At 48.0% G+C, this 24,877-nt stretch carries 24 protein-coding genes and 1 riboswitch; of the genes, 14 read left to right on the forward strand and 10 right to left on the reverse strand.

Features of this window, described 5'->3' with window-relative positions; translation table 11 throughout:
- Nucleotides 1-5 precede the first annotated feature (5 nt).
- Complete coding sequence (gene tnpB, locus AVZ68_RS05975) at nucleotides 6-1,139, forward strand: IS200/IS605 family element RNA-guided endonuclease TnpB (RefSeq protein WP_082676339.1); 1,134 nt, start codon at nucleotides 6-8, stop codon at nucleotides 1,137-1,139.
- Between the two features lie 609 nt (nucleotides 1,140-1,748).
- Nucleotides 1,749-3,122 (forward strand): aspartate kinase, encoded by a 1,374-nt coding sequence (locus AVZ68_RS05980; protein ID WP_059103624.1) that lies wholly within the window; start codon nucleotides 1,749-1,751, stop codon nucleotides 3,120-3,122.
- 290 nt (nucleotides 3,123-3,412) lie between these two features.
- On the opposite strand, the gene AVZ68_RS05985 is transcribed toward AVZ68_RS05980, so the two are convergent.
- From AVZ68_RS05985 to proB, 4 genes are all read right to left on the reverse strand, one after another.
- Complete coding sequence (locus AVZ68_RS05985; RefSeq protein WP_059103625.1) at nucleotides 3,413-4,210, reverse strand: ion transporter; 798 nt, start codon at nucleotides 4,208-4,210, stop codon at nucleotides 3,413-3,415.
- A gap of 160 nt (nucleotides 4,211-4,370) precedes the next feature.
- Complete coding sequence (gene proC, locus AVZ68_RS05990; RefSeq protein WP_059103626.1) at nucleotides 4,371-5,216, reverse strand: pyrroline-5-carboxylate reductase; 846 nt, start codon at nucleotides 5,214-5,216, stop codon at nucleotides 4,371-4,373.
- A gap of 14 nt (nucleotides 5,217-5,230) precedes the next feature.
- Nucleotides 5,231-6,478: a glutamate-5-semialdehyde dehydrogenase gene (locus AVZ68_RS05995; RefSeq protein WP_059103627.1), complete on the reverse strand. Its 1,248-nt coding sequence runs from the start codon at nucleotides 6,476-6,478 to the stop codon at nucleotides 5,231-5,233.
- Nucleotides 6,475-7,602: a glutamate 5-kinase gene (gene proB, locus AVZ68_RS06000; RefSeq protein WP_059103628.1), complete on the reverse strand. Its 1,128-nt coding sequence runs from the start codon at nucleotides 7,600-7,602 to the stop codon at nucleotides 6,475-6,477. Before proB ends, AVZ68_RS05995 begins: the two co-directional genes overlap by 4 nt.
- 577 nt (nucleotides 7,603-8,179) lie before the next feature.
- Between proB and AVZ68_RS06005 the strand changes: the two genes are divergently transcribed.
- From AVZ68_RS06005 to AVZ68_RS06015, 3 genes are all read left to right on the forward strand, one after another.
- Nucleotides 8,180-8,941, forward strand: a complete 762-nt coding sequence (locus AVZ68_RS06005; protein WP_059103644.1) for an SDR family NAD(P)-dependent oxidoreductase — start codon at nucleotides 8,180-8,182, stop codon at nucleotides 8,939-8,941.
- Between the two features lie 196 nt (nucleotides 8,942-9,137).
- Nucleotides 9,138-10,988, forward strand: a complete 1,851-nt coding sequence (asnB, locus tag AVZ68_RS06010) for an asparagine synthase (glutamine-hydrolyzing) (protein ID WP_059103629.1) — start codon at nucleotides 9,138-9,140, stop codon at nucleotides 10,986-10,988.
- A 190-nt stretch (nucleotides 10,989-11,178) separates the two neighbouring features.
- A complete protein-coding gene (locus AVZ68_RS06015; protein ID WP_059103630.1) occupies nucleotides 11,179-11,646 on the forward strand; it encodes a VanZ family protein in 468 nt (155 codons plus the stop codon).
- Here the strand turns inward: AVZ68_RS06015 and AVZ68_RS06020 are convergent.
- Nucleotides 11,609-12,262, reverse strand: coding sequence for a TVP38/TMEM64 family protein (locus AVZ68_RS06020; RefSeq protein ID WP_059103631.1), 654 nt, complete (start codon nucleotides 12,260-12,262; stop codon nucleotides 11,609-11,611). The two genes, AVZ68_RS06015 and AVZ68_RS06020, sit on opposite strands and share 38 nt — an antisense overlap.
- Nucleotides 12,263-12,356: 94 nt before the next feature.
- Between AVZ68_RS06020 and AVZ68_RS06025 the strand changes: the two genes are divergently transcribed.
- Both AVZ68_RS06025 and AVZ68_RS06030 read left to right on the forward strand, forming a co-directional pair.
- On the forward strand, nucleotides 12,357-12,656 hold the full coding sequence (locus AVZ68_RS06025) for an MGMT family protein (protein ID WP_245628069.1): 300 nt from the start codon (nucleotides 12,357-12,359) through the stop codon (nucleotides 12,654-12,656).
- Nucleotides 12,657-12,979: 323 nt separating this feature from the next.
- Complete coding sequence (locus AVZ68_RS06030) at nucleotides 12,980-13,792, forward strand: undecaprenyl-diphosphate phosphatase (RefSeq protein WP_059103633.1); 813 nt, start codon at nucleotides 12,980-12,982, stop codon at nucleotides 13,790-13,792.
- A 363-nt stretch (nucleotides 13,793-14,155) separates the two neighbouring features.
- On the opposite strand, the gene AVZ68_RS06035 is transcribed toward AVZ68_RS06030, so the two are convergent.
- The 4 genes from AVZ68_RS06035 to AVZ68_RS06050 form a co-directional block, all read right to left on the reverse strand.
- Nucleotides 14,156-14,794: a spore coat protein gene (locus AVZ68_RS06035; RefSeq protein ID WP_059103634.1), complete on the reverse strand. Its 639-nt coding sequence runs from the start codon at nucleotides 14,792-14,794 to the stop codon at nucleotides 14,156-14,158.
- 187 nt (nucleotides 14,795-14,981) lie between these two features.
- Entirely contained in the window at nucleotides 14,982-16,487 is a 1,506-nt protein-coding gene (locus tag AVZ68_RS06040) for a hypothetical protein (protein ID WP_059103635.1), read from the reverse strand.
- A 38-nt stretch (nucleotides 16,488-16,525) separates the two neighbouring features.
- On the reverse strand, nucleotides 16,526-17,119 hold the full coding sequence (locus tag AVZ68_RS06045) for a xanthine phosphoribosyltransferase (RefSeq protein ID WP_059103636.1): 594 nt from the start codon (nucleotides 17,117-17,119) through the stop codon (nucleotides 16,526-16,528).
- A 93-nt stretch (nucleotides 17,120-17,212) separates the two neighbouring features.
- A riboswitch (purine riboswitch) is annotated at nucleotides 17,213-17,314 on the reverse strand.
- A 146-nt stretch (nucleotides 17,315-17,460) separates the two neighbouring features.
- On the reverse strand, nucleotides 17,461-18,018 hold the full coding sequence (locus AVZ68_RS06050; RefSeq protein ID WP_059103637.1) for a GbsR/MarR family transcriptional regulator: 558 nt from the start codon (nucleotides 18,016-18,018) through the stop codon (nucleotides 17,461-17,463).
- 211 nt (nucleotides 18,019-18,229) lie between these two features.
- Here AVZ68_RS06050 and AVZ68_RS06055 point away from each other — a divergent pair, with 211 nt between their 5' ends.
- The 4 genes from AVZ68_RS06055 to AVZ68_RS06070 are packed head-to-tail and all read left to right on the forward strand — an operon-like array spanning nucleotide 18,230 to nucleotide 21,663.
- Entirely contained in the window at nucleotides 18,230-19,390 is a 1,161-nt protein-coding gene (locus AVZ68_RS06055) for a betaine/proline/choline family ABC transporter ATP-binding protein (protein ID WP_059103638.1), read from the forward strand.
- A gap of 3 nt (nucleotides 19,391-19,393) precedes the next feature.
- On the forward strand, nucleotides 19,394-20,044 hold the full coding sequence (locus tag AVZ68_RS06060) for an ABC transporter permease (protein WP_059103639.1): 651 nt from the start codon (nucleotides 19,394-19,396) through the stop codon (nucleotides 20,042-20,044).
- 18 nt (nucleotides 20,045-20,062) lie between these two features.
- Entirely contained in the window at nucleotides 20,063-20,983 is a 921-nt protein-coding gene (locus AVZ68_RS06065; RefSeq protein ID WP_059103640.1) for an osmoprotectant ABC transporter substrate-binding protein, read from the forward strand.
- Complete coding sequence (locus tag AVZ68_RS06070) at nucleotides 20,980-21,663, forward strand: ABC transporter permease (RefSeq protein ID WP_059103641.1); 684 nt, start codon at nucleotides 20,980-20,982, stop codon at nucleotides 21,661-21,663. The genes AVZ68_RS06065 and AVZ68_RS06070 overlap by 4 nt, the downstream gene beginning before the upstream one ends.
- Before the next feature lie 46 nt (nucleotides 21,664-21,709).
- On the opposite strand, the gene AVZ68_RS19730 is transcribed toward AVZ68_RS06070, so the two are convergent.
- Nucleotides 21,710-21,814, reverse strand: a complete 105-nt coding sequence (locus tag AVZ68_RS19730; protein ID WP_082676337.1) for a YjcZ family sporulation protein — start codon at nucleotides 21,812-21,814, stop codon at nucleotides 21,710-21,712.
- Between the two features lie 152 nt (nucleotides 21,815-21,966).
- Here AVZ68_RS19730 and AVZ68_RS06075 point away from each other — a divergent pair, with 152 nt between their 5' ends.
- The 3 genes from AVZ68_RS06075 to AVZ68_RS06085 all read left to right on the forward strand — a co-directional run bounded on the left by AVZ68_RS06075 (nucleotide 21,967) and on the right by AVZ68_RS06085 (nucleotide 24,805).
- On the forward strand, nucleotides 21,967-22,473 hold the full coding sequence (locus tag AVZ68_RS06075) for a PTS sugar transporter subunit IIA (protein ID WP_059103642.1): 507 nt from the start codon (nucleotides 21,967-21,969) through the stop codon (nucleotides 22,471-22,473).
- A 478-nt stretch (nucleotides 22,474-22,951) separates the two neighbouring features.
- Nucleotides 22,952-23,521, forward strand: coding sequence for a DUF2179 domain-containing protein (locus tag AVZ68_RS06080; RefSeq protein ID WP_059103645.1), 570 nt, complete (start codon nucleotides 22,952-22,954; stop codon nucleotides 23,519-23,521).
- Between the two features lie 153 nt (nucleotides 23,522-23,674).
- Nucleotides 23,675-24,805: a 2,3-diketo-5-methylthiopentyl-1-phosphate enolase gene (locus tag AVZ68_RS06085; RefSeq protein ID WP_059103643.1), complete on the forward strand. Its 1,131-nt coding sequence runs from the start codon at nucleotides 23,675-23,677 to the stop codon at nucleotides 24,803-24,805.
- Nucleotides 24,806-24,877: the final 72 nt, after the last annotated feature.

Consider the following 24,877-nt stretch of genomic DNA (forward strand, 5'->3'; position numbering starts at 1 on the left):
AAACAATGTTAGTCAGCAAAGCGTACAAATTTCGTATCTACCCAAACAAAGAGCAGGAAATCTTAATTGCTAAAACAATAGGATGTAGTCGTTTTGTATTTAATCGCTTTTTAGGGCAATGGAACGATACATACAAAGAAACTGGCAAAGGATTAACTTACAATTCTTGTTCTGCTGAATTAACACAACTAAAAAAGGAATTAGTATGGCTAAAAGAAGTTGATAGCATTGCACTTCAATCCTCACTGAAAAACCTTGCTGATTCTTATACTCGATTCTTCAAGAAACAAAATAAAGCTCCACGCTTCAAATCTAAAAAGAATAAGGTACAATCCTACACGACTAAAGAAACAAACAATAACATTACCATTGTAGGCAGCAAAATCAAATTGCCGAAACTTGGTTTTGTTGGCTTTGCCAAAAGTCGTGAAGTACATGGTCGTATCCTTAATGCTACTGTTAGACGAAACCCTAGTGGTAAATACTTTGTATCCATTCTTGCAGAAATAGAAGTACAGCCATCGGAGAAAACTGAATTATCTATTGGTATAGACTTAGGTATCACTGACTTTGCCATTCTTTCTGATGGTCGCAAGATTGACAATAATAAATTCACATCAAAAATGGAAAAGAAACTAAAACGTGAACAGCGAAAACTTTCAAGACGTGCGTTAAATGCTAAAAACAATAGTATTAACCTTCTTGATGCAAAAAACTATCAGAAACAAAAACGTAGAGTAGCTAGATTACACGAAAGAGTAATGAACCAACGTGACGATTTTCTTAACAAGTTAAGTACAGAAATAATCAAAAACCACGATATTATCTGTATCGAAGACTTAAACACCAAAGGAATGTTACGCAATCATAAGTTAGCAAAATCAATCTCTGATGTATCATGGTCTGCCTTTGTAACTAAATTAGAATACAAAGCGAAATGGTATGGCAAAACAATCGTGAAAATAAGCAGATGGTTTCCATCCAGTCAAATATGTTCCGATTGTGGACATCAAGATGGCAAGAAATCTATTGAAATAAGGGATTGGACTTGTCCTGTTTGCAAGGAACATCACGATAGAGATATAAATGCCAGCAAAAATATCCTAGCCGAAGGTTTAAGAACCTTAGTTTTGGCTTAAACAAAAAATATAGAACCGTAGGAATCTACGGGGGTAGCTTGGTCAATAAGAGAAACCTCTGTTGGCAAAGAAATACGCTAACAAGTACGCTCTATTCCCAAGAATCTCCCACTTCAAACAACCCGAAAGGTGTTAAGTGTGAGTAATTCAATGATTATCGAAGTAAAAGAGTGATGGTGGTCACGTACTTAATAAGGGCACTATTCATTTGCTTTATCCCGGTGGCACCAAGTATGGCCGTCATCTATGCGATACTCGTGGTTTTGAGTGTGGCAAAAGCTTTCTTTACCCCTTCCTCGATGACATACGTGGCCATTCTTCCTGCATTCCCGAATTTACTGTAACGAGGTTGGTGGAGAAATGCCAATCNGTGTTAAGTGGTGAGTAATTCAAAGTCCGGTTTCGAATGCAGGCTTTCCAAAATCCAAGATCAGACATGAGTTTTAGTCGACTAGAATTTCTCCCTTTCTATCGATCTGCCTTCGTCAAAATCCAATGCCGATACGCTTTTTGCAGAAGTGGAACGATTGTGTTAATATGATTTTTAAATCAACCGGTACTTTTGCTAGATCAAAAGATAAAGAGAGAGACGGGAGCTGGGAGAGAGAAATGAAAGTAGTGAAATTTGGCGGCTCGTCTGTGGCGAGTGCGGAACAAATCAAAAAAGTTACGGCGATTGTGGCGGAGGATCCGAAGCGGAAAATTGTGGTTGTATCCGCTCCGGGAAAACGCTCGAAAGAGGATGCCAAAGTAACAGATTTACTAATTGCTCTCGGAGAAGCGGCGCTTCAGGGCCGTGAGACGGAGGAAGGCTTGCGAGCGGTTGTCGGTCGTTATGAATTGATCGCCAGCGACTTAGACCTTGAACAAGAAATAGTGGCTACGATTGAAGCGGATTTGCAAGAACGGTTAGCGATGGATACACAGAATTCTGGACGGTTCATGGATGCGATCAAGGCAAGTGGCGAAGACAATAATGCGAAGATGATCGCCGCGTATTTCCAAAAAGAAGGCATGATGGCAAGCTATGTCAATCCAAAAGATGCAGGCATGGTCGTAAGCGATGAACCGGGAAATGCACGAATCTTACCGGAAGCCTACGAGAAGCTTATGAAGCTACGGGAGAAAGAGGGAACGCTTGTTTTTCCAGGGTTTTTTGGCTACTCGCCGGAAGGAAATTTGGTGACATTTCCACGCGGGGGCTCGGATATTACAGGAGCGATTCTTGCTGCCGGTATTCAAGCGGAGCTCTATGAGAATTTTACAGATGTGGATTCGGTTTATGCAGCGAATCCGACGATCATCGATAAGCCTGTTGAAATTAAGCGCATGACGTATAGAGAAATGCGAGAGCTTTCTTATGCAGGCTTCTCTGTGTTTCATGATGAGGCTCTTATTCCGGCCTTTCGCAATCACATTCCCGTCTGTGTCAAGAACACGAACAATCCACATACATCAGGAACGATGATCTTAGCTGAGCGTGAATACGCCCTGAATCCGGTGATCGGCATTGCAGCAGACGAAGGCTTTTCGACGATTTATGTTCGAAAATACTTAATGAACCGTGAAGTTGGGTTTGGTCGCAAACTACTTGAGATTTTGGAAGATGCCGGCTTGTCCTATGAGCACATTCCTTCAGGAATCGATGACACCTCTGTCATTTTGCGGCAAAGCCAGTTAACCCTTGAAATCGAGCAAACGATCATCTCGCGCATTAAACAGGAGCTAGACGTTGATGATGTTTATCTCGAGCGGGATTTTTCGATGGTGATGATTGTTGGAGAGGGAATGCACAATACCGTCGGGGTGTCGGCCAGAGCCGCAGAGGCACTCTCAAGAGCGAACATTAACATCGAAATGATCAACCAAGGCTCTTCGGAAGTGAGTTTAGTCTTCGGCATTCATCAGGAAGATACTGAGGAAGCGGTCAAAGGGTTGTATAAGGAATTCTTTGGCGCTTGCGTTGAGACGACGATCCAATAAAAAAGAAAAGAAGCCAGGCGGTGATGCCTGGCTTTTCGGGTTCTCCAGCTTCGGCGGGTAGGAGCGTCGAGATTTTTCGCCCCGATAACGAATTCCAAGTTCGGGATTTCGTTTATCGAGTCTCCAAAATTCTCGCTCCTAACCAACCCGCCTGCGCTTTTCGGGTTGTCTAGCTCCGGCGGGTAGAAACTCGGGATTTTTCAGTCCTGCCCTGAAATCCAAGTTCGGGATTTCTAGGGCAGGCCTTCCAAAATCCTCGTTTCTTCCCAACCCGCCTGCGCTTCTCGGTATTACGAAGATTTTTTCTGTTGTTCTTCAAGCATCGCTTTTAGCTCTCGAATCTGTTCGTTCATTTCTTGAATGTCACGACGACTTGCAGGGGGTTCCTTTTCCTCCTCGTTTGCCTTTTCAACGTTATTTACAATCACGCCTATAAACAGATTGAAAATAATAAAGGTCCCCACCAATATGAATGCGACAAAATAAATCCAGACCCACGGACTGTATTCCATAAGTGGGCGCATGATTCCACTTGCCCACGATTCGAGCGTCACGATTTGAAAAAGAGATAGCGCTGTAAGTTGGAGATTGCCAAAGTATTCGGGGAAAACGCCGCTAAAAAGCATCGTGCCGATCACGGCAAAAATATAAAGAAAAATCCCCATCAACACAAGAATGTTGGCAAGTGAAGGAATCGTCATCACTAAGGCGTCTACGAGCCGGCGCAGGGAAGGGATGACGGAAATCGCGCGAAGCACCCGCAGGACCCGAAGAATGCGCAAAACGGTAATGAAATGACCTCCCGTAAAGAGGTGCCCCGCCAAAACGATGATGCTATCGAACCAGTTCCAGCCTCCGCGTACAAAGCTCTTCGGCCCTGCAGCGATTAATCGAAGAGCAATTTCGATTGTGAAAAGCCAGAGAAGCACTCGGTCGGCGTAAAGGAACAGGAGGGCATATTCTTCATAGATGTGGTCATAGGTTTCTACGCCGACAAGGATGGCGTTCAGTAAGATAAGCGTAATAATCACAGCCTGGAACAGGCGGTGATCCACGATGGCTTGAATGATTGTTTTAGATGTTGACATGCTTACTCCTTATGTATAAAAGCTTTCTAATTTTATAGTATCAACAAAGACCCTAGCAGGCAAGCGTTTCTAGAAGGGTTTACGCAGGGCCCGACTTCTTCGCAAAAAAAGATCCATGAGATGGCTACCTCATGAATCTAATTCTAACGTTTTCAATTGATCATCGCTGAGAAACACCGTCCACCTTGCCAAGTTCCTTGCCAATTTCTTCTGAGCGTTTCACGGCTTTGGCGACTGCTCCTTGCAGAATGGCTTGCAAATGCGCTTCCTCTAGATGGTGAATGCCCGCCTCGGTTGTTCCATTCGGGCTCATTACCTCTTGATAGAGTTGTTTCGGGCTTTTCTCTGTAGATTCGAGTCTTTGCATAACCCCTCTAGCCGTTTGGTACACAAACGCTTTTGCTTCTTCTTCGGCAAGACCTTGCATAGCCGCTGCTTGCAACAATCCCTCAAGGATGTAGTAAAAATAGGCGGGCCCGCTTCCGGCAATGCCTGTAACGGCGTCCATTTGCGCTTCGGCGACAACGGTTGCACTCCCGATCGATTGAAACAAGGCACTGGCCGTTTTTAGGTCGGTGTCCGTGGCGTGTGTTCCTAAAGAGAGGGCGGTTGCCGAAGCGCCTACTTTTGCTGAAGTGTTGGGCATCGAGCGAATGACAGCGCCGTTTGCTGGCAAGATGTGCTCCAGATAAGGGAGGGTGATGCCCGCGGCTACGGAAATAAATAATTGTTCAGACGTTAGTACATCCTCAACAAAGGCGATGGCTTCCTGAACGTTTGCTGGCTTCATCGCAAGAATGACAATGTCTTTGCCAGCAACGGCAGAGGCTCGGTCGGACGTTGTTTGAATGCCGTATCTCGCCTCAAGCTCTTCTAGGCGCTGTGTATCCATTACGTTTGTAGCAGTAACAAGGCGTGGGTCGACGATGTGTTGGCGAACGAGCCCACCGATAATCGCCTCAGCCATTGACCCTGCGCCAAGAAAGGCGATGGATTTTGTAAACATAGCTCTCTCCCTTCTTATGATTTGACTTGCCCGTTTCCGCGAATAAGGTATTTATAGGAGGTCAGGGCGATCAGACCCATGGGACCACGGGCATGCAATTTCTGCGTGCTAATGCCGATTTCTGCTCCGAATCCAAATTCAAACCCGTCGGTAAAGCGAGTGGAAGCATTATGATAAATCGCCGCCGCATCGACGTGGGCAAAGAAAAGCGTCCGATCCGCCTGTGATTCAGTAACAATGGCTTCCGAGTGTTTTGTGCCATAGAGGCGAATGTGCTCGGTCGCTGCTTTGGTCGAATCGACCACTTTGACAGCGACTTTTAAATCAAGAAATTCATTGGCCCAGTCACGCTCTCCTGCTGGCTGAACGCGTGAGTCACGCTTGCGAACTTGTTCATCGCCGAGGATCACCACCTCTTTTTCATGAAGCGCATCGAGGAGGCGAGGGAGGTGATTCTTTGCCCACTCCTGGTGAAGTAGAATGGTCTCGGCCGCGTTGCAGACGGAAGGACGTTGCGTCTTTGCGTTGATGGCAATTTCGAGCGCCATTTCTAGTGGAGCCGAAGCATCGATATAGAGATGGCAATTGCCAACGCCGGTTTCAAGCACTGGGATGGTGGCCTCTTTGACCACCGTTTGAATCAAAGAAGCGCCGCCGCGCGGGATTAACACATCAATCGATTGATTCAGCGTGAACAGCTCCTTCGCTGCCTCGCGACTCGTGTCTTCAAGCAGCTGCAAAACATCTGGAGAGATGGCCTGCCCGCGCAGTCCCTTGTGGAGCGAAGCGATCAGTGCTTGATTCGAGGCACGCGCGCTTGACGAACCACGAAGCACGGCGGCATTGCCTGTTTTTAAGCAAAGCGCGGCTGCATCGATGGTTACGTTTGGGCGTGCTTCGTAAATGATCCCCGCCACCCCAAGAGGCACGCGAACCTGCTCAATCTCAAGGCCATTCGGTCGCTCCCAAGAGGAGACCTTCGTTCCAATCGGGTCTTCAAGCTCGGCAACTTGCCTTACTCCATCGGCCATGGCGGCGATGCGCTGCTCGGAAAGGGAAAGCCGGTCGATCAGACTCTCGCTCATGCCATTGTTACGCCCTCGCTCGATGTCCTGCTGGTTGGCGTGCAGAATGACGGCTGTATCTTCCAACAGCTGATCGGCCATTGCTAGGAGGGCGCTGTTTTTCTCTTCCGTGGACTTAAGTCCAAGTTCAAATGAGGCTTCCTTTGCAGTCTGTGCTTTTTTTCGAATTTCACTCATTGTCGAACCTCTCCTTTCAAATGCCTTACCCAAAAATCTCGGTGAATAATTTCTGCTTTTTTGCTGTTCGTTTCCCTCATCGCAGTTCTTGACTCAAGCCCTTTCACTCGGTCGACCTCTTCACTTGAAAACTGCGTCCGGCCTTTGCCGATAAGGACATTCTCTTGCGTTAGCACCTCAATCACGTCGCCCGCAGTGAAAATGCCGTGTACGCTTAGCACACCTGCTGGCAGAAGGCTTTTGCCTCTTTTCAAAAGCGCTCGTTCTGCCCCGGCATCAACTGTTATGCTCCCTCTCACCTTGGAATGAAGGGAAATCCACTGCTTGGTCGCCGACATTCCAGTACCTTCTGAAAAAGGACCAATGTACGTCCCATCTCCATTTCCATCAATGATATCAAGCAGCTTGTTCGCGCCACTGCCGGTGCCAATGAAGGTGTTCACCCCAAGATCATTGGCGGTTTTGGCCGCGAGCAACTTTGACTTCATGCCCCCGGTGCCGACACGAGAGCCGCTGTCTGAAGCCCCTGCCATAAGCGCGGCGTCAATGCCAGGGAGGTAGTCGTATTTCTTGGCGGCAGCGTCCTTGAAGGGATTGTTGTCATACAGGCCGTTAATGTCTGTAAGCATGCAGAGCAGGTCCGCGTGCAAGAAACCGCTGATCAGAGCAGAGAGCATATCGTTGTCGCCAAACGTCAACTCCTCCACAGACGTTGCGTCGTTTTCATTGATGATTGGGATAGCGCCCCGCTTCAATAGCTCGGTCATGGTTTGCTGGACATTCGCAAACCGCTCTTTGTCGGCAAAATCATCTTTTGTCAGCAACAGCTGTGCCGCAACGCAAGCGTACTGAGCGAATTGTTCCATATAGACTTGCATTAGCAGGCTTTGCCCAACAGAGGCAGCCGCCTGCTTAGCGGAAATTGCTACTGGCCTGCCCGGATAACCGAGGCGGGTGAACCCAGCAGCCACCGCCCCAGAGGAAATCAGCACAACCTCATGTCCCGCTTGTTTCAGTTTTACAAGAGCTTCTACATGATCAGTCAGCTTCTTTTCATTCAGTGTTCCGCTATTGTTGGTTAAAGAGCTGCTTCCAATTTTTACAACAATGCGTCGCTTTGCCATTTTTGCTCTCCCCATTTCTCAAAAAAAACCTCTCCATCCTTCGACAAAAGGACGGAGAGGTTCCGTGGTACCACCTTAATTGGCAAATCAATGCCCGCTTATTCGTCCGGTAACGTGGACGCAAACGCTAGCTTTCACTAGGTGCTCGAGGGGTAGGTTCAAAAGCAAGAGAGGCGGTCGGTTCTTGCAGCCGGTGAAACCAACTCTCTGGCGCATCTTGCTTTTTACTCGTCCCTGTTAACGCAGGATCAAACACAAGTGTGCATTCCGTTTCGATTAGTTGTTCCGTATTATACGATCGGTTTGCTAAGAAGTCAACTGATTTTGAAGATTTCTATGAAAGAGCGAGACGACTTCATGTACAATGAAGAGTAATTAGAAAAGCGGAGGCGGGTCGCACAAAAGCGAGAATTTTGGAGACCTGACAAAAGAAATCCCGATTTTGGATTTCGTTGTAAGGGCGAAAAATCTCGAGCTTTTACCCGCCGCGGCTGGATCAAGAAAAGCGGAGGCGGGTTGCTCAGAAGCGAGAATTTTGGAAGGCCTGCACCAGAAATATATAGGAGACGTGAAGGCAATGACAAAGACAGTCTGGATTACGGGAGCTTCCAGTGGGTTGGGAAAAGAAATCACGAAGGCTGCTCATGCGGCAGGCTACCATGTGGTGATGTTGGCGCGCAACCTGGAGGCGATGGAGTCGATTAAAGCAGAATGCCAGGGGCCAGCTCCTATCAACGCTATCCACCTAGACCTCTCTAAACCAATTGATATGGAGAAACGTGCAGCCGAGCTACCCACGCCTAACGTGCTGATTAACAATGCTGGCTTAGGTCTCTTTGAGCTGGCAGAACACACGGAAGCAGATATGGTGCAGAGCATAATGGACGTCAATGTGGTCGGGCTGATCGCAATGACAAAAGCCGTTATTCCTTTGATGAGGGAAGAAGGCTCAGGTCATATTATCAATATTGCCTCTCAAGCAGGAAAGGTAGCAACGCCTAAAGCAAGCGCCTATGCGGCTTCAAAACACGCCGTGCTCGGCTTCACAAACAGTTTGCGGATGGAGCTCGGCGAAAAGGGGATTAAGGTGAGCGCCGTCAATCCAGGGCCGATTCACACCCCGTTTTTTGACCGTGCCGATACGAGCGGAACGTATGTTGCAAGCGTTGGACGGTGGATGCTTGATGCGGAGGTTGTTGCCAGAAAAGTGGTTCGGTTGATTGAAAAACCGCGCCGTGAGCTGAATTTGCCATGGTGGATGAACGTGGGCGTCAAACTGCACCAGCTAACTCCGCGCCTGTTTGAGCTTGTGGCCGCGCGATGGATGAAACAAAAATAAAAAGAGAGCGCTTAGGCTGATCCCTTGAGTGCTCTTTCTTTTTTCAACGAGAACACGCGGCATCGTTCCTATGGCAAAGGCGATCACCCAGCTTTTTCTTCAGGCTAGAAAAAAAGGCACTTTTGCCATTTTGACTGAATAGCATAGATAGGAGTGAACAGCAAACGGAGATTTCCCAAAAGGGGCTGATGGATAGATGTGTGGCATTACAGGGTGGATCGATTGGCGGCGAAATCTGCGAGGAGAACAAAAACAAGTAAAACAAATGGCAGAGACCTTAAATCGCCGCGGACCAGACGCTATGGAGATATGGACAACAGAACACGCAGCCTTTGGGCATGCTCGTTTGATCGTTGTTGATCCCGAAGGCGGCGCTCAGCCGATGACGCGAAAAGTCAACAACCGAACGTATACGATTGTCTACAACGGGGAGCTTTACAATACGGAGGAGCTTCGCAACGGATTGCTCGCAAACGGACATACATTTAACGGTCATTCCGATACAGAAGTGCTGCTAAAAGCCTACATCGAGTGGGGCTCTTCTTGTTTAGAGAAGCTAAACGGCATTTTCGCCTTTGCTGTCTGGAATGACCAAGATGAAAGCTTGTTCATGGCAAGGGATCGGCTTGGGGTAAAGCCGCTCTTTTATACAGTGAAAAACGGCTATTTGCTTTTTGCCTCTGAGCTAAAAGCACTGCTAGCCCATCGCGACATTGAGGCGGTGGTTGACCGTAACGGCCTTGCAGATGTGATGGGCCTCGCCCCATCTCGCACGCCAGGACACGGGATTTTTAAAGATGTTTACGAGCTCAGACCCGGCCATTGCCTCAGTTACGACCGCAACGGGGCGAAAATTAGTCGCTATTGGCGCTTAAAAAGTGAAGCTCACCCCCATGGTGCGGAGGAAAGCGCCACTTATATTCGCGAATTATTGGAGGACACCGTCGAGCGCCAGCTCTTTGCCGATGTTCCAGTTGGCATGTTTCTCTCAGGGGGTATTGATTCAAGCGCGCTCACAGCGATTGCAGCAAACGTCTATAAAAAACAGGGCAAGGACAGAGTCTTAAGTTATTCCATTGATTATGAGGAAAATGAGAAGTACTTTAAAGCAAGCAATTTCCAGCCAAATGCCGACGCAGAATTTGTAAAGAAAATGTCTACTTATCTTGGAACGAACCATCGCGATTGCGTCATTGACAATGCCGTGCTTGCCAATCTACTTAAAGAGGCTGTTCTTGTTCGTGATACGCCGGGCATGGCTGATGTGGATTCGTCATTGCTATGGTTTTGCAAGGAGATCAAACAGGATGTAACGGTGGGTCTTTCAGGCGAGTGTGCGGATGAAATTTTCGGAGGCTATCCATGGTTTCATAAGCCAGAAGTCATGAACATTGACGGGTTTCCGTGGATGCGCTCCATCAACGAACGCGTAGAGTTGCTGAACGATGATTGGAAGAAGAAGCTTGATTTAAAAACGTACGTGTATGACCGGTATAAAGAAACCATTCAAGAAACGCCTCGTTTTGAGGGAGACACAAAGGAGGAGGCAAGGCGTCGAGAAATTTCGTACTTAAACATGATCTGGTTTATGACGAATTTGCTAGATCGCAAAGACCGAATGAGCATGGGTGCCTCTCTGGAAGTTCGTGTGCCGTTTTCAGACCATAGGCTCGTTGAATACGTTTGGAATATTCCATGGGAGATGAAGCGCTATGACGGAAGAGAGAAAGGCATTCTTCGTAAAGCGCTGGAAGGGCTCGTCCCAAATGAGATCTTGTATCGCAAGAAAAGTCCTTACCCAAAAACGCACCATCCAACGTACACCGAAGCGGTCAAGGCAGAAATGAATACGGTTCTCGCGCAAAAAGATGCGCCGTTGTTTACCTTTATCAACAAAGACAAATTGCAGGAAATTGCGGATAGCGGAGGATTTGACACAGGTGCCCCTTACTTCGGTCAGCTCATGGCTGGCCCGCAGCTCCTTGCTCACTTTGTACAAATGGATTATTGGTTAAAGGCCTATAACATTAAAATTGAAGAATCGTAAGCGTGAGTAGCCAGAGAAGTCTTTCTCTGGTTCTTTGGCTTATGCCTAAAGAGCATAGGAACCAGATGCTTGTCGGGAAGGCACAAGAGTGACGCATGTCAAGCCTTTGAGAAAACCTTGGGGGCTTCACTTCTGTATCATCAGGGCTTGTCATAGACTAAAAGAGCAAGCCTAAAAGGAAGTGAAAAGCATGCATTATACATTGCGAAAACTGGCCTGGGTCGCTTTCATTGCCTATATCCTCGGGTTACTATATGTCACGCTCCTTGCCTGGAACTACGGGGCCTCGCTTGGATCGGAAGGCCCAGGGGGGCGCAATTACAACCTTATCCCGATACGGAGCATTTACCGGATTGGTCTTTATAGTCCGAGTCTTCTTGATCCCTTAAAAATCCTCATAGGCAATATTGTCTTATTTTTGCCCCTAGGGTTTTTCCTTCCGCTCTTTTTTCAAAACCTGCGCCGCCTCTGGAAAATCACAGTCCTAGGAGCGCTGTTGTCTTTTTTGATCGAGATCTATCAATTTACCTTCACTTTACGAGTTAGCGATATAGATGATCTGATTCTCAATACGCTCGGCGCTTTCCTCGGTGGCTGTTTGTTTTTCTTGCTCCGTAACATTAAGCGCCACGTGTTTGTTTTTCACGTTCGCGCTTAAAGACGTAGCGATTCCACAAACGGAAACACCCGTAAACGATGAGCAAAAAGGCGGCATAGTAGAAGGCGATGCGAAGCAAATTCGCTGGGTTGGTGACAAGGGTGGAACCAACCGTGGCAAAAAGGATCATCGACGGCACTTTGCCAAGGGAGGAGGCGATCGTGTAGGACGCAAACGTCACTCGGCTAAGCGCAGAGTAGGCGTTCACGATAATCGAGGGGATGATCGGGATGAGACGCGTTAAAAAAATCGTCATGAACGCATTCCGCTCAAACAATCGCGTGACCCTTGTCAATGCCTTTGATTTGTGAATCAGTCTCAGCCCCCAGTCTTGATACCCGTAGCGAATAAAGGCGAACATGAGGACCGACGCAAGCGAAGAACCGATCCATGTCGCAAGGCTTCCTAAAGCAGTGCCAAAGACGGCACCGAGCACGCCTCCGATAATCGGATAGGGAATCACAGGAAACAGCGCTAAAAGCGTGGCAAGCAAAGACGTGGCGACAAAGGAGCGCGCTCCGTTTTCACGCATCCACGCGACCATGCTTTCGCCTTGCCAGAGAACAAGCGAAGCAAGTAGGATGAAACCAAGCAGCACAACAATCTTTCGACCCATACAAACACCTCGGACTCTTAATTTCCTGCCTCTAGTGTACCAGAAGGAAGCAGCAGGTGGGGAGCGAGATATGACAGTGAAAGGAAGATTTGAGTTGAGCAGTTTTTTCCAGAAAGTCTACCAGCTTGTTTCTGAGATCCCTCCTGGCCGAGTCGCCAGCTACGGTCAAATCGCCCGCCTTCTCGAAGCCCCGCACAACGCTCGCGTGGTTGGCTGGGCGATGCGCCAGTCTCCAGAAGCAGTTCCCGCACACCGCATTGTGAAACGGTCGGGGGAGCTTGCCCCTGAGGCCGTTTTCGGGGCAGGTGTGCAGAAGGCGAAACTCGAACAAGAGGGGGTTGCCTTCGATGAGAACGGGCGCATTCGGATGGAGGCGCATGCGTGGGAGCGGTGAGTGGTGTAGCATCAAGAATGCGGAGAGAGGCAAAAGACATCATTTTAAAAGTGTGATCATAAGCCAGTTTTACACTTGACGACTGAATCTGGTGTATTAAAATAGGACAAGTACTTCTATCATGTGTGGGGCCCATAGAACGTTGAAGATTCTATGTGGCAGACTTTTTCCTGTAAAGAACAATCCGTACATGAACAGCATAGCACATGCGTTTTGCTACGCAAAAAGGCGATTTATCCCTACCTTATCATTGGGCTACGCCCTTCACATTCCGTGAGGTTAGGGACTTCTCGCCTATTTTTTTGATAAAATGGAGGCTGATCATGGAAGAACTACTAACCCTATTAAAATACATCTTTCTTGGAATTGTACAAGGCATGACAGAACCACTACCCATTTCTTCAAGTGGTCATTTACGAATTGTGCAGTACCTTTTTGACATTAATGTGCCCGATTTACATTTTGAAGTCTTTTTGAATGGGGCTTCATTGATTGCGGTTTTTATTGTCTACCGTAAAGATTTAATCGAGTTATTCACGGGTACGTTTCAATACATTCGAACAAGAGAAAAGAAGGATTATGCCTTTTTCCGCTTTTCAACGTTAATTATCATCGGGACGATACCCGCAGTTATCATCGGAGGGCTCTTCGCGGATTTTATCGGTGGTGAGCTCACGGCGATTCATTGGGTAGCGATTGCGTTACTTGTGACAGGTGCTGCGTTATGGCTGATTCGAAATTTGCGAGGACAGAAACAAGAAGAGGAATTGACAATCACAGACACGCTAGTTGTTGGCTTTGCCCAAACATTAGCCCTTGCACCAGGGATCAGTCGTTCGGGAGCGACGGTTGTTGCAGCACTTGCTAGAAAAGTAGAACCAGCTGTCGCCTTGAAATTTTCCTTCTTTCTTTCGATCCCCGTTAGCATCGGAAGCCTAGTCTTTAAGCTTGGTGACATTAGTTTGGCCCTATCGACACCTGGTTTCGCTTTACCGTATATGGTCTCGTTTCTTGTTTCTTTGCTTGTGTCAATTTTTGCGATAAAACTTTTTATTAACCTTGTTACAAATGGGAATCTTATCTACTTCGCGCTGTACTGTTTTCTTGTTTCGTCACTTCTTTTGATTTTCGTATAAATAAAAAGATGTTGACAGGTAGAATTGAAGTGGTAAATGGATTCTCCAATGGAGGGTTTAGTACAGTCGAACCCCCATGAAACACCGGTATGAACCGATTTTTTCTATCTAAGGATCTATGGGAGCGTGCTGTCAACATCGGCGAAATGATTGGAATCCCTGTGGCTTGTTGGTACTACAGAACCCTTGGGGATTGATGTGTCATTATTATTGGTTCGGTCTTGCCGAGGTAGCTGCACGTCATTCCGTTAAACCAGTAGATGAGGTGCACGGTTTAAGTCGGAAAGTTGAATCTATCATAAAAACGGGAACTCCTTCCTGTCGTAAAGGGTTCCCGTTTCTTTTGTATCGAACGTTGTTGGATTAATGAGCAGCGTTGTTCGTTGGCATTTGCGGCTGTCCTTGAGCAGGCGCAAACAAATTGGACATTTGCTGCATATCTTGCTGCGCGAATTGTGGGACTTGATAGTAATGGTGTTTGTTTCGATAAATGGACAGTTCATACGCCATTTCAATGCTGTTCGGAACGCAGTCCGCAAGCACGCGACGGACAACTGGGTTTGTCGTTTCAAGCGCTGCCGTTGTTTTCGCCTTTGCACAAGATTTTACAGATTCAAGCATACTGCTTGAAACACAGTCATCTGTGATTTCGTTTACGGATTGCAACGGTTTCTTTGGTTGAGAAGGTTTGAGGCCATAGATGAAATCATTGTCTTGCTTCATTTTGTAGCTCTGTGTTGGGGTAGAAGGGTCTTGCCCGGTTTTAAAACATTCCACTGTGGTGTTGTACTCGTCTTGGATAAATTGGTACTGGCGGTCAAGAATGTCCTGCAATTCTGCATCCTTGACGTGTTGACGTAGCAACATATAAGAATCTAGGGCGCTGATTGTCCCAGTTAACGCTTCGTGAATTTCAAGCACTTCATGTCCACCATGATTCATCTGTGGAGAAACGGTGCCTGTGTGCATATTTTGATGAGTTTGACCGGTTTGATTTTGCATCGTACGATTTCCTCCTAATGGGTTTTATGTTGCACCATTAGTATGGATGAGGAGAAACGGATTATACATTTGTCAAGGGAATGTTTAACGATTCGACGAGGGGTGGTTGGGTTCGAGAAGAACGAGCGATTGGCTGTACACTATAAAAGGGCACGTTCTCACGCGCCCTTTTCAGCCTAAAATGCATTTAAGAAGCCATCCGCTCCCCACTATCCGTAGATTCCCTTAAGACAAGCTCCGATTGCCGCTCTTTTACCCCGATATACACAAGGAAAGCAGCAACGATCACATACCCTACTGTAAAGTCAGGCGCCGCATTAAACGCAAGCGATGAGGCGTGCATGAAGCCTGTAAATGACAGGAAGGCGGCGATGAGCGCGAACATGCTTGCTCGGAAGAAGTTCTTATCAATGAGGCAAACGGTCATCGCACCTAAGAGAATCGCGGTGAACATCGCGCCCTCGCCAAGTGGGACGATGCCTGCGGAAACCTCACCGGCCTCGGTATTAAGGTTCGTCATCATATAGTTTGCCAAGTAGGGCACCATGGCCAGAACAATGGCTGGATAGTATTTCTTTTCGTTGTTGGCGAATGTACTGGCAATCATCGACATGCCAACGAAGACAAGAACAGGTGCAATCGCCTGCATCGGGATGAGGGCAGAGAAGGCAGCAATCATACCGGTCACCGCGGCTAGCGCAAAGACGGCGGCGTTCAACAGGCTGTATCCCCGCCCAGCATTCATTTCTTTCGCTCCAACCGTAGCGATATAAACGGTCGTTGGAAACATCCCGCCAAAGCAGGCGCCAAGCATCGTTCCGACACCGTCTACGGCTTGACACTCGCGGACGTCGTAGGAATCGCCGGCGGCAGCCATTGCGTCCACATTGTTCATCGTTTCAATGGCATTATACAGGGTAATTGGGATCAAAATGGCTAGGAGACCAATCAGGGCGCCGAATAAATAGGTCATGCCTTCAAATGGGGCAAGTGTCGGCAGCATCGGATAAAAACCAACATTCGAAAGGGCCTCCCCAATGGTGCCCCATGACTCATAGCCAAGAGCGAAAGCGAGAATCGTACCAGCAAGAATTGCAAATAGAGAGGTGGGGATACGAAACGGTAACGCCACTTTGGCAACGAAGCCAACGAGAATAATGGCGAGCGTGACAAGGCCGATCACAGGGATCGCAAAGGTTTCAAACAGCATCTCTCCTATAACAAACGTGAACGCCACTCCGGCGAGCGCGCCAAGGAGCGCAGGTCGTGGCAAATGGCGCCGAACCCAGTTTCCGAAAAAGCTGACAAGCGCTTCGACAAGGCCGGAGAGAAAGGCAGCGGCCACGGCGATTTTCCAAGCGAGCTCGTAGTCATTGGTCAACGCGAGTGCTGGAGCGGTAACGCCAAACAAAAACACGAACATGACAGGGGTGGAAATACCGTAGGAAAGGGCGGTTACATCTGCCCGGTTTTCCTTGCTGGACAATCGCTTGGCCATGTAGGCATAGTAAAGGTTGCCAACAATGACAGCAACGGCAATGCCAGGGATCACTCGGCCAAAGACGATTGAGCTCGGGAAGCCCATGCCAAGAAGCGTTACTGTAATGACAACGAAATTGGCGAGGTTGTTTTGAAAGAGCGCAAAAAAGGCGTCAATGTCTTGTTTTTTAAACAGTGGGTAATGAACAGTCATAAGTCAATTCCGTCCTTTCAAAGTAAGGGATGACGCTGCTAGTTGGAATGAACGGGCTCGTCCACAAAACGAACCGTTCCGTTTTCTAAAGAAGCGATTCGAGCGAGCGATTCAATGTGGTAGCCTTTTTCTTCAAGGATTTGACGTCCCTCCTGAAAGGACTTCTCGATGACAATGCCAATTCCGGCTACCGTTGCTCCTGCCTTGCTAGCGATGTCACAGAGTCCAAGAGCGGCGCGGCCGTTAGCGAGAAAGTCATCAATGATCAGCACGCGGTCTCCTTCGCTAATGAAATCTTTTGAAACGGTCACTTCAAGCGTCTCTTGCTTCGTGAAGGAGTATACGCGACTCGCGTAAGCGGTCGTCTCGTTCATCGTTACCGATTTCTTCTTCCTGGCAAAGATAAGGGGAGTGCCGAGCGCGTGGGCGCACATGAAGCTTGGGGCAATGCCCGAGGATTCAATCGTCAGTACTTTCGTTACCCCCGATTCTTCAAACAAGTGTGCAAATTCCTCTCCAACCGCAGACATAAGGGCTGTGTCGATTTGGTGGTTTAAGAACTGGTCGACTTTCAGAACGCCTGAGGAGAGGACGAGGCCTCGCTCTTGAATGGCTTGTTTTAAACGATCCATGATTGGTTTCCTCCTAATAACATAAATAAAAAAGCCGAAGAACCTCATCTTCTAGTGAGTGATTCTTCGGCTTTTTGACAGGCGGATGCCTGAACACAAAAAGGTATCACTCGTAGTCAGGCCGTTATTGGCAGCCTGGTAGAAACTCGCGGACCGTATTACCGCATTTATACGAGATTCATTTATTGTTCGTTTTTCGTATGATGTTCATTATAAAAGAAGAGTTGAGAAATAGAAAGGGGGTGGGAGTATTTTTGTCGTTTTTACCATATTTCTTACGAGCGAGGGCAAGACTAAAAGGGTTGGGCATTCCGAAGAATGGGAACGACCAACCCGGTTGATTACGAACCTCGATCCGTTGGCTTGGGGATGTGTGTGAACACGTCCCCACTTTCAAAGAAATCAATCACACGGTCGATCCATTCATAATAATCCAGCCAGTTGTTGGACTCGCGAAGTAGTGAATGAAGTTTTTCGGTTTCCTCCGTCGTCAGCCTGTGTTGTTCGTCCTTTAGAAACTGATGAATTTCGGACCGGAGTTTTTTGCCAACGGCTTTGTTTTTGGTCACCACGGCTTGCCAGTTTGCACTGAAGATGGAAATAAAGGTCTGGTAGTAGTCCTGCTCTACATTGTATAAATCCTTGCGAACGCCTTTCTCATACACTTTATCAGCAACATTGAGTGAGACCATTTCCCGAACGACTTGACTCATTCTAGTTTTGCTCATGCCTGTATCTTCGGAGAGCTCTTCAAGAGTCATCGGACGTCGCTTTGTATAGATGATCCCGAGCACGCGTCCGACTGTTGTGGAAACGCCATAGGTGCGCATATTATCAGCAATCCGTTCAATGAATTGTTCTTCAATTTTCGAAATCTCATCCGAAATTTTTCGCTCCATTTTGACCCCTTGCCTCCTCTGTCATTCTTTTCTCCATCCCTGCACGACGCCAATAGCAAACCTAATGTACCACACCATTTCTTGAAAAGGAAGCTGGATTCGTTCACTGAATTGGGAAAACGGGTAACATTCTTTCCTGTTTTGGTTTATACTATCACTTACATAAACTTTGTATTTTACACAGTTTATACTGAAAATGGAGGTTAATCAAATGCTGAAGTTTGAAAACGTCACAAAAGAATATGGCGCGGGCACCCGAGCGGTCAACCAGCTTTCATTAACGATTGAGAAGGGCGAGTTTATTTGTATCATCGGGCCAAGTGGGTGTGGGAAAACCACGTCGATGAAGATGATCAATCGGTTAATTGAGCCAACGTCCGGGGCGATTTATGTCAACGGGGAGAACATCATGGAACAGGACGCGGTGAAGCTGCGGCGAACGATTGGCTATGTGATTCAACAAATCGGTCTTTTTCCGCATATGACGATCCAAGAAAACATTGTGCTTGTTCCGAAGCTGCTCGGCTGGTCGGAGGAAGAGAAAAAGCAACGTGCAGCCGAACTCTTGCACCTAGTAGATATGGATGAGAGCTATCTTGATCGTTTCCCAAATGAGCTTAGCGGAGGACAGCAACAACGAATTGGCGTCTTGCGCGCGCTTGCCGCTGATCCACCGCTCATTTTAATGGACGAGCCTTTTGGCGCTCTTGATCCGATCACCCGTGATGTGCTTCAAGAGGAGTTCAAGCATTTGCAGCAATCGCTCGGAAAAACAATCGTCTTTGTCACCCACGATATGGATGAAGCGATTAAGCTCGCCGACCGGATTGTCATCATGCGTGACGGAGAGCTTGTTCAAGTAGACACACCAGAGAAAATACTACGCGAGCCAGTGGATGAGTTTGTGGAAGAGTTCATCGGCAAAGACCGCCTGCTTCAAGCAAGGCCAAATGTACAGACGATTGCACAAATCATGAGTCACACGCCTGTGACGATTTATGATACGAACGCGATCCGAGAAGCGGCTACACGTATGAAGGAGCGCCGGGTGGATTCCTTGCTTGTGATTGATGAGGCTAATCTGCTAAAAGGCTATATTGACATTGAAATGATTGACAAAACGCGCAACCAGGCAACACGCGTGAGCGAAATTGTAGAAACGGATTTTTACAGTGTGCGCGAGGATGCGCTCTTGAGAGATACGGTGCAAAAGCTGCTTAAACGCGGGCTGAAGTACGCTCCCGTCGTCGATGAAAAGAAGCGACTAACTGGCATTGTCACACGTGCCTCTCTTGTAGATATGGTCTATGACTCGATTTGGGGTTCAGAAGACTCGGAGGCCGAGCAGAGAGAGTCAGTGAAGGAGGGGTAAGGTATGAATGCTGTAACAGCGTTTTTAAGTGACAACGGGGCACAACTGCTAACGTTAACTTGGCAACACTTATATATATCCGTAATCTCCATCACGCTTGGGATTATGGCAGCGATTCCTTTAGGCGTTGCTCTTACACGAGTTCCAAAGGTGGCTAATGGGGTGATTGGTCTCGTTAGTATATTGCAAACGGTGCCGAGCTTAGCGATCCTTGCGTTCTTCATTCCCATTCTTGGTGTGGGAACGGTGCCTGCGATCATTGCCCTCTTTATTTATTCAGTGCTGCCGATTTTACGGAATACGTACACAGGGGTCAAAAACATCGACCGTGATTTGCTTGAATCGGCGAGAGGAATGGGGATGACTGGCTGGCAACGGATTATAAGCATTGAGCTTCCACTCGCCGTGCCGATCATTATGGCAGGAATCCGTGTTTCCTCGGTCTACCTGATTGGCTGGGCGACGCTTGCGGCTTTTATCGGTGCAGGCGGGCTTGGAGATTTTATTTTCAGTGGCTTAAATCTTTACCAGCCGGAATTTATCATTGGGGGAGCCATCCCGGTGACATTGTTGGCTCTTCTTGTAGATTTTGTCTTCGGCCGAGCGGAAAAGGGACTGACCCCTAAAGGAATACGAAATGAAGAATCTGCCTAACAGGAAGGATGAGAGATCGTGAAAAAAATAGTACCGCTGCTTTTCGTATGCAGCATAGGTCTTGTGGGTTGCTCTCTTCCTGGTCTTGGAGGGGCAGGGAGCGATTCAATACGAATCGGGGCGAATACTGGCTCTGAACCAACCATTCTCGCACATATTAATCGTTTAATGATTGAAGAGTATACAGATTTGCAAGTGACGGTGATCGGGAATCTTGGTTCTTCGATCGTGAATCACCAGGCGATGCTCAATAATGACATCGATATGTCGTCCGTGCGCTATACAGGAACCGATGTCCCGGGGGCGCTTGGGATGGACCCAGTTATGGACCCTGAAGAGGCGATGAGCGTCGTCCAGGAAGAGTTTGCGGAGCGTTTTGATCAAAAATGGTACGATTCGTACGGATTCACGAATACGTACGCCTTTGCCGTCACGCAGGAGTTTGCCGATGCCGAAGGGCTTGAGACCGTGAGTGATTTAGAAGCAATTGCCGACGATTTGGATGTAGGCATGGATAACTCGTGGATCAACCGTGAAGGCGATGGGTACGAGGGGTTCCAGGACCACTATGGATTTGCATTCGGCGAAACTTACCCGATGCAGATTGGACTTGTTTATGACGCGCTTGCGAGCGATTCCATGGATTCAGTGCTCGCGTACACGACCGATGGACGAATTGCTGCTTACGAGTTGAAAATTCTTGAAGACGATCAGCGGTTCTTCCCCCCTTATGACGCGTCGGTGGTTGTAAAAAATGAGGTATTGGAGCAGCACCCGGAACTTGATGACGTCTTTGAAAAACTGGTCGGCAAGATTGACAACGACTTGATGCAAAGGCTGAACTACGAAGCAGACGGAGAAATGAAGGAGCCTGCGACCGTGGCCGAGGAGTTCCTCGAGGCTAACGACTATTTTCGAGAGAGGGGTGAGGGAGAATGAACGTTTTTCAGGAACTGATGACGTACTACTCGCAGAACTATAGCTATGTATGGACCGAGTTCTACCGTCATTTCTTAATGGCGGGATACGGCGTGTTATTCGCGGCGGTTGTCGCAATTCCGCTTGGCATCTTTATCGCCAAACGAGCAAAGCTAAGTGCGGTTGTGTTCACGATCACAAACGTGGTTCAGACCATCCCGGCTCTGGCGATGCTCGCGATGCTTATGCTTGTTCTCGGTCTAGGAACAAACACGGTAGTGCTCGCCTTGTTTTTTTATTCACTGCTTCCGATTTTGCGCAATACGTATTCAGGCATACGTAGCGTCGATGAAGCGCTGCTTGAATCCGGCACCGCGATGGGAATGACCAAGCGGCAAATCCTCTTCATGGTGCAGCTGCCGCTATCGTTATCGGTCATTCTCGCAGGGCTGCGTACGGCGCTTGTTATTTCCATAGGGATCACGGCTATAGGCACCTTCATCGGCTCGGGGGGGCTTGGTGATATTATTGTCCGCGGCACGAATGCCACAGATGGAACGGCGATTATTCTAGCTGGAGCGATCCCGACAGCGTTAATGGCGATTATCGTTGATGCACTGATGGGCTTTCTTGAAAAAGCCCTCTCCCCTGAGAAACGTCTGAAACAAGCAGAGGGAACTCAAGCGGGACACCCCGTATAAAAAGGAACGCCCCCATGGGAGGGCGCTCGCTCCTTGATGAGAGATCTTAGTACACGTAAGCCGATCCAACGATGATAAGAAGAATAAACAACACAACGATAAAAGCAAATCCACCTTGCACACTAATCACTCCTTCGTCTTTGTTAAGCAATGACTCTTGCTCACTCTTAGCCTATGCGGGTGAATAAAAAAGGTTTGGGCGGGTGGTTTATCAATTTTTGATAAGGGAAAAATAAATGGTATACTGGTTCAGGTCCTCGCTTATTGCTTGAGGAATAGACGCGATCTCAAGGAGTGGAAATAATGTTTAAAAAATTGTTTGGAAAGAAAGAAGAAACGAATCAAAAGCCAGAAGAGGAGCAGCTTGTTGCCCCTGTGAGCGGCAAACTGGTTCCTATTGAAGAGGTACCCGATCCAACCTTTGGGGAGAAGATGATTGGCGATGGCTTTGCCATCGAGCCAAAGGACGGCCATGTCGTAGCGCCGATTGCAGGCGAAATCGTCCAATTTTTCCCGACGAAGCATGCGTTTGGAATTAAATCGGCAGGCGGCGCAGAAGTGCTCGTTCATATCGGTCTCGAAACCGTGGGGATGAATGGCGAAGGGTTCACGGCTCATGTGAAAGAAGGCGACAACGTCAAAGCAGGCGAGAAAATTGTTGACTTTGATTTAGCGCTCGTCAAGGAAAAAGCAGCCCATACTGTCACCCCAGTGGTCATCACCAATCCCGATCACTTTAGCTTATCTAAAGAATCGGCAAGCGAAGCTACGGCTGGGGAAACCCCACTGCTCACAGTGCGCGCAAAATAAGAAGAAAAACCGTCTCTCATCAAAACGGGAGACGGTTTTCTCTGTGGGTAGAAGCAGAAGCACGGGGGTGCAAGAAGCAGGCCTTCCAAATCCTCGCTTCTGAGCAACCCGCCTGCGCTTTTCTTTGTCCAGCTGCGGCGCCCACTCGCTCGAGGTTTCTTCACGCCGCCAGTTCAAGTCAAGTTCGGACTTGATCTGCCGTCGCTCCAGAACTTGTCGCTCGTGTGCGGGGCGCCTGCGCCTTTCATGATCCAGCTGCGGCGGGTAGAAGCTCGAGATTTTTCAGTCCTGCCAACGAAATCTAAAGTCGGATTTCTTTTGTCAGGCCTTCCAAAATCCTCGCTTCTAACCAACCCGCCTGCGCCTTTCGGTATTCGTGCGTTTTTTGTCAATTTTTCTTTGTAGTTTTCAATGTAGATTCCTGTTAAACTACCGAAGCAAAACAATAAATGGTCAATAAAGAGAGGTGGAAACGATGCTGATTCAAGCGTTGATTATTTTTGTCGCTCAGCTCATTTATGTACCGGTGCTAACCTTGCGAACGATCATGATGGTGAAAGGTCTGAAGCAAAAAGCGGCGGCCATGGGGATGCTTGAGGGGGTTGTTTATGTTGTGGCACTTGGAATTGTATTTAGTGATTTATCCAACTATTACAATATGATCGCGTATGCCCTTGGGTTTAGTGTTGGTTTGTACATTGGTGCCGTTATTGAAGAGAAGCTGGCGATTGGCTACGTGAGTATTGAAGTGAACATTCCGGAAAGAAATCAATCTCTCATTGATCGGTTGCGCGAAGTTGGGTTTAGCGTTTCCACCTCTCTGGTTGAAGGTATGAACTCGACCCGTCACCAGCTGGATTGCACCGCGAGGCGGGATCGGGAGAGGGAATTTATTCGAATTGTGAGCGAATACGAACCGGCGGCATTCATTGTGTCCTTTGAGCCAAGAAGCTTTAAAGGCGGCTATATTACGAAGGCGATGAAACGACGCCGTGAAAAATATTTAAAGAAAAAAGCAAAGACAGAAGCCGTAGAGAAAACCAACTAGCAAACGGTTCACCAGAAGACGTTCTTTATTCATTCTGAAGGATGCTTTCTCACTAGAAGGAGGAGCTAATAGGCAGATAACTTGACACTCTTTAGCTCCTTTGGCATGATGAATAAAATTACGGTACATACACATTCAAGGAGGAAACCCTTCATGGCGCAACTTACGGCTGTTTATTACGTCACAGATTCAGAAGACGGGCTAGAGCAGAAGGCAGAGAAAATGGCGACTGGGATGACGGCCAAGCCTTGGATTGAAATGCCTGAGAGAGAAAAGCAGGAAAGCATGGCTTATAAGGGAGAGGTTGTTTCGATCACTCGAGACGAAGAATACGGCCAGGGGTCGCTTGTGACGATTTCATTTCCAGTGGCTTACGAAGTTCCCGATTTTCCGGCGATTTTAACGACCACTTATGGTCGCCTCTCCTATGAACCGGGCGTCAAACTCATGGACTTAAAGTTCTCGGATGATTTAGTCAAACGCTTCCCCGGACCTGCCTTTGGCATCAAAGGGATTCGTGAACTTCTAGAGGTCGGTGATCGTCCGTTAACCATGAGTGTAGCCAAAGGGGCCATCGGTCGCTCGATCGATTCTTTCCACGAACAAATGCTGGCCCATGCTTATGGAGGGATTGACATTATTCAAGACGATGAGCGTCTTTTTGAACATGACTGGACACCATTTGAACAGCGGGTGCCGGCAGGTCTCGCGGCGATCGCCGAGGCGGCGGAACAAACCGAGCGAGCGCCGCTTTATGTTGTCAATTTATCTGGGAAAACCTTTGAATTAAAGGAACGTGCGAGAGAGGCGGTTGCCCTCGGCGCGCCGGCGCTTATGTTGAACGTGTATGCGTATGGACTGGATGTCTTGCAGGGACTACGTGAGGATGAAGAGATTGATGTGCCGATTTTTGCGCATTCCTCGTTAACGGGAATGGTCACACGCTCCCGCAACCACGGCATCTCCTCTCGCTTGCTTTTAGGGAGGCTCATGCGAATGGCTGGAGCCGATGCGGTCTTGTTTCCGTCCCCGTATGGCCGAATCGGTATCAACATGGAGGAGGCCTTGCAAGTCGCGAAATTTTTACGGGAAGAAAGCCCCGCGCATTTGCCGGCGTTTCCGATTCCGTCTGCAGGCATTGATCTTGCAAGCGCGCCTTCGGTTGTCGACGATTTCGGGTCGGATGTTGTCGTCAATGCCGGCGGAAGTGTGCATCGCTACAAAGGTGGAGTGAAAGAAGGGGGCAGGGCGCTTGCGCGTGCGCTCGAGAAATTCTCATCATGAAAAAAACGCCGGCGTGTCTCATCGAGGCCACTGAAAAAGTCTCCAAAAAGATGAACGGACCTCAAAATTAAT

Source organism: Shouchella shacheensis, from assembly GCF_001484965.1.
GTDB lineage: Bacteria > Bacillota > Bacilli > Bacillales > Bacillaceae_D > Shouchella > Shouchella shacheensis.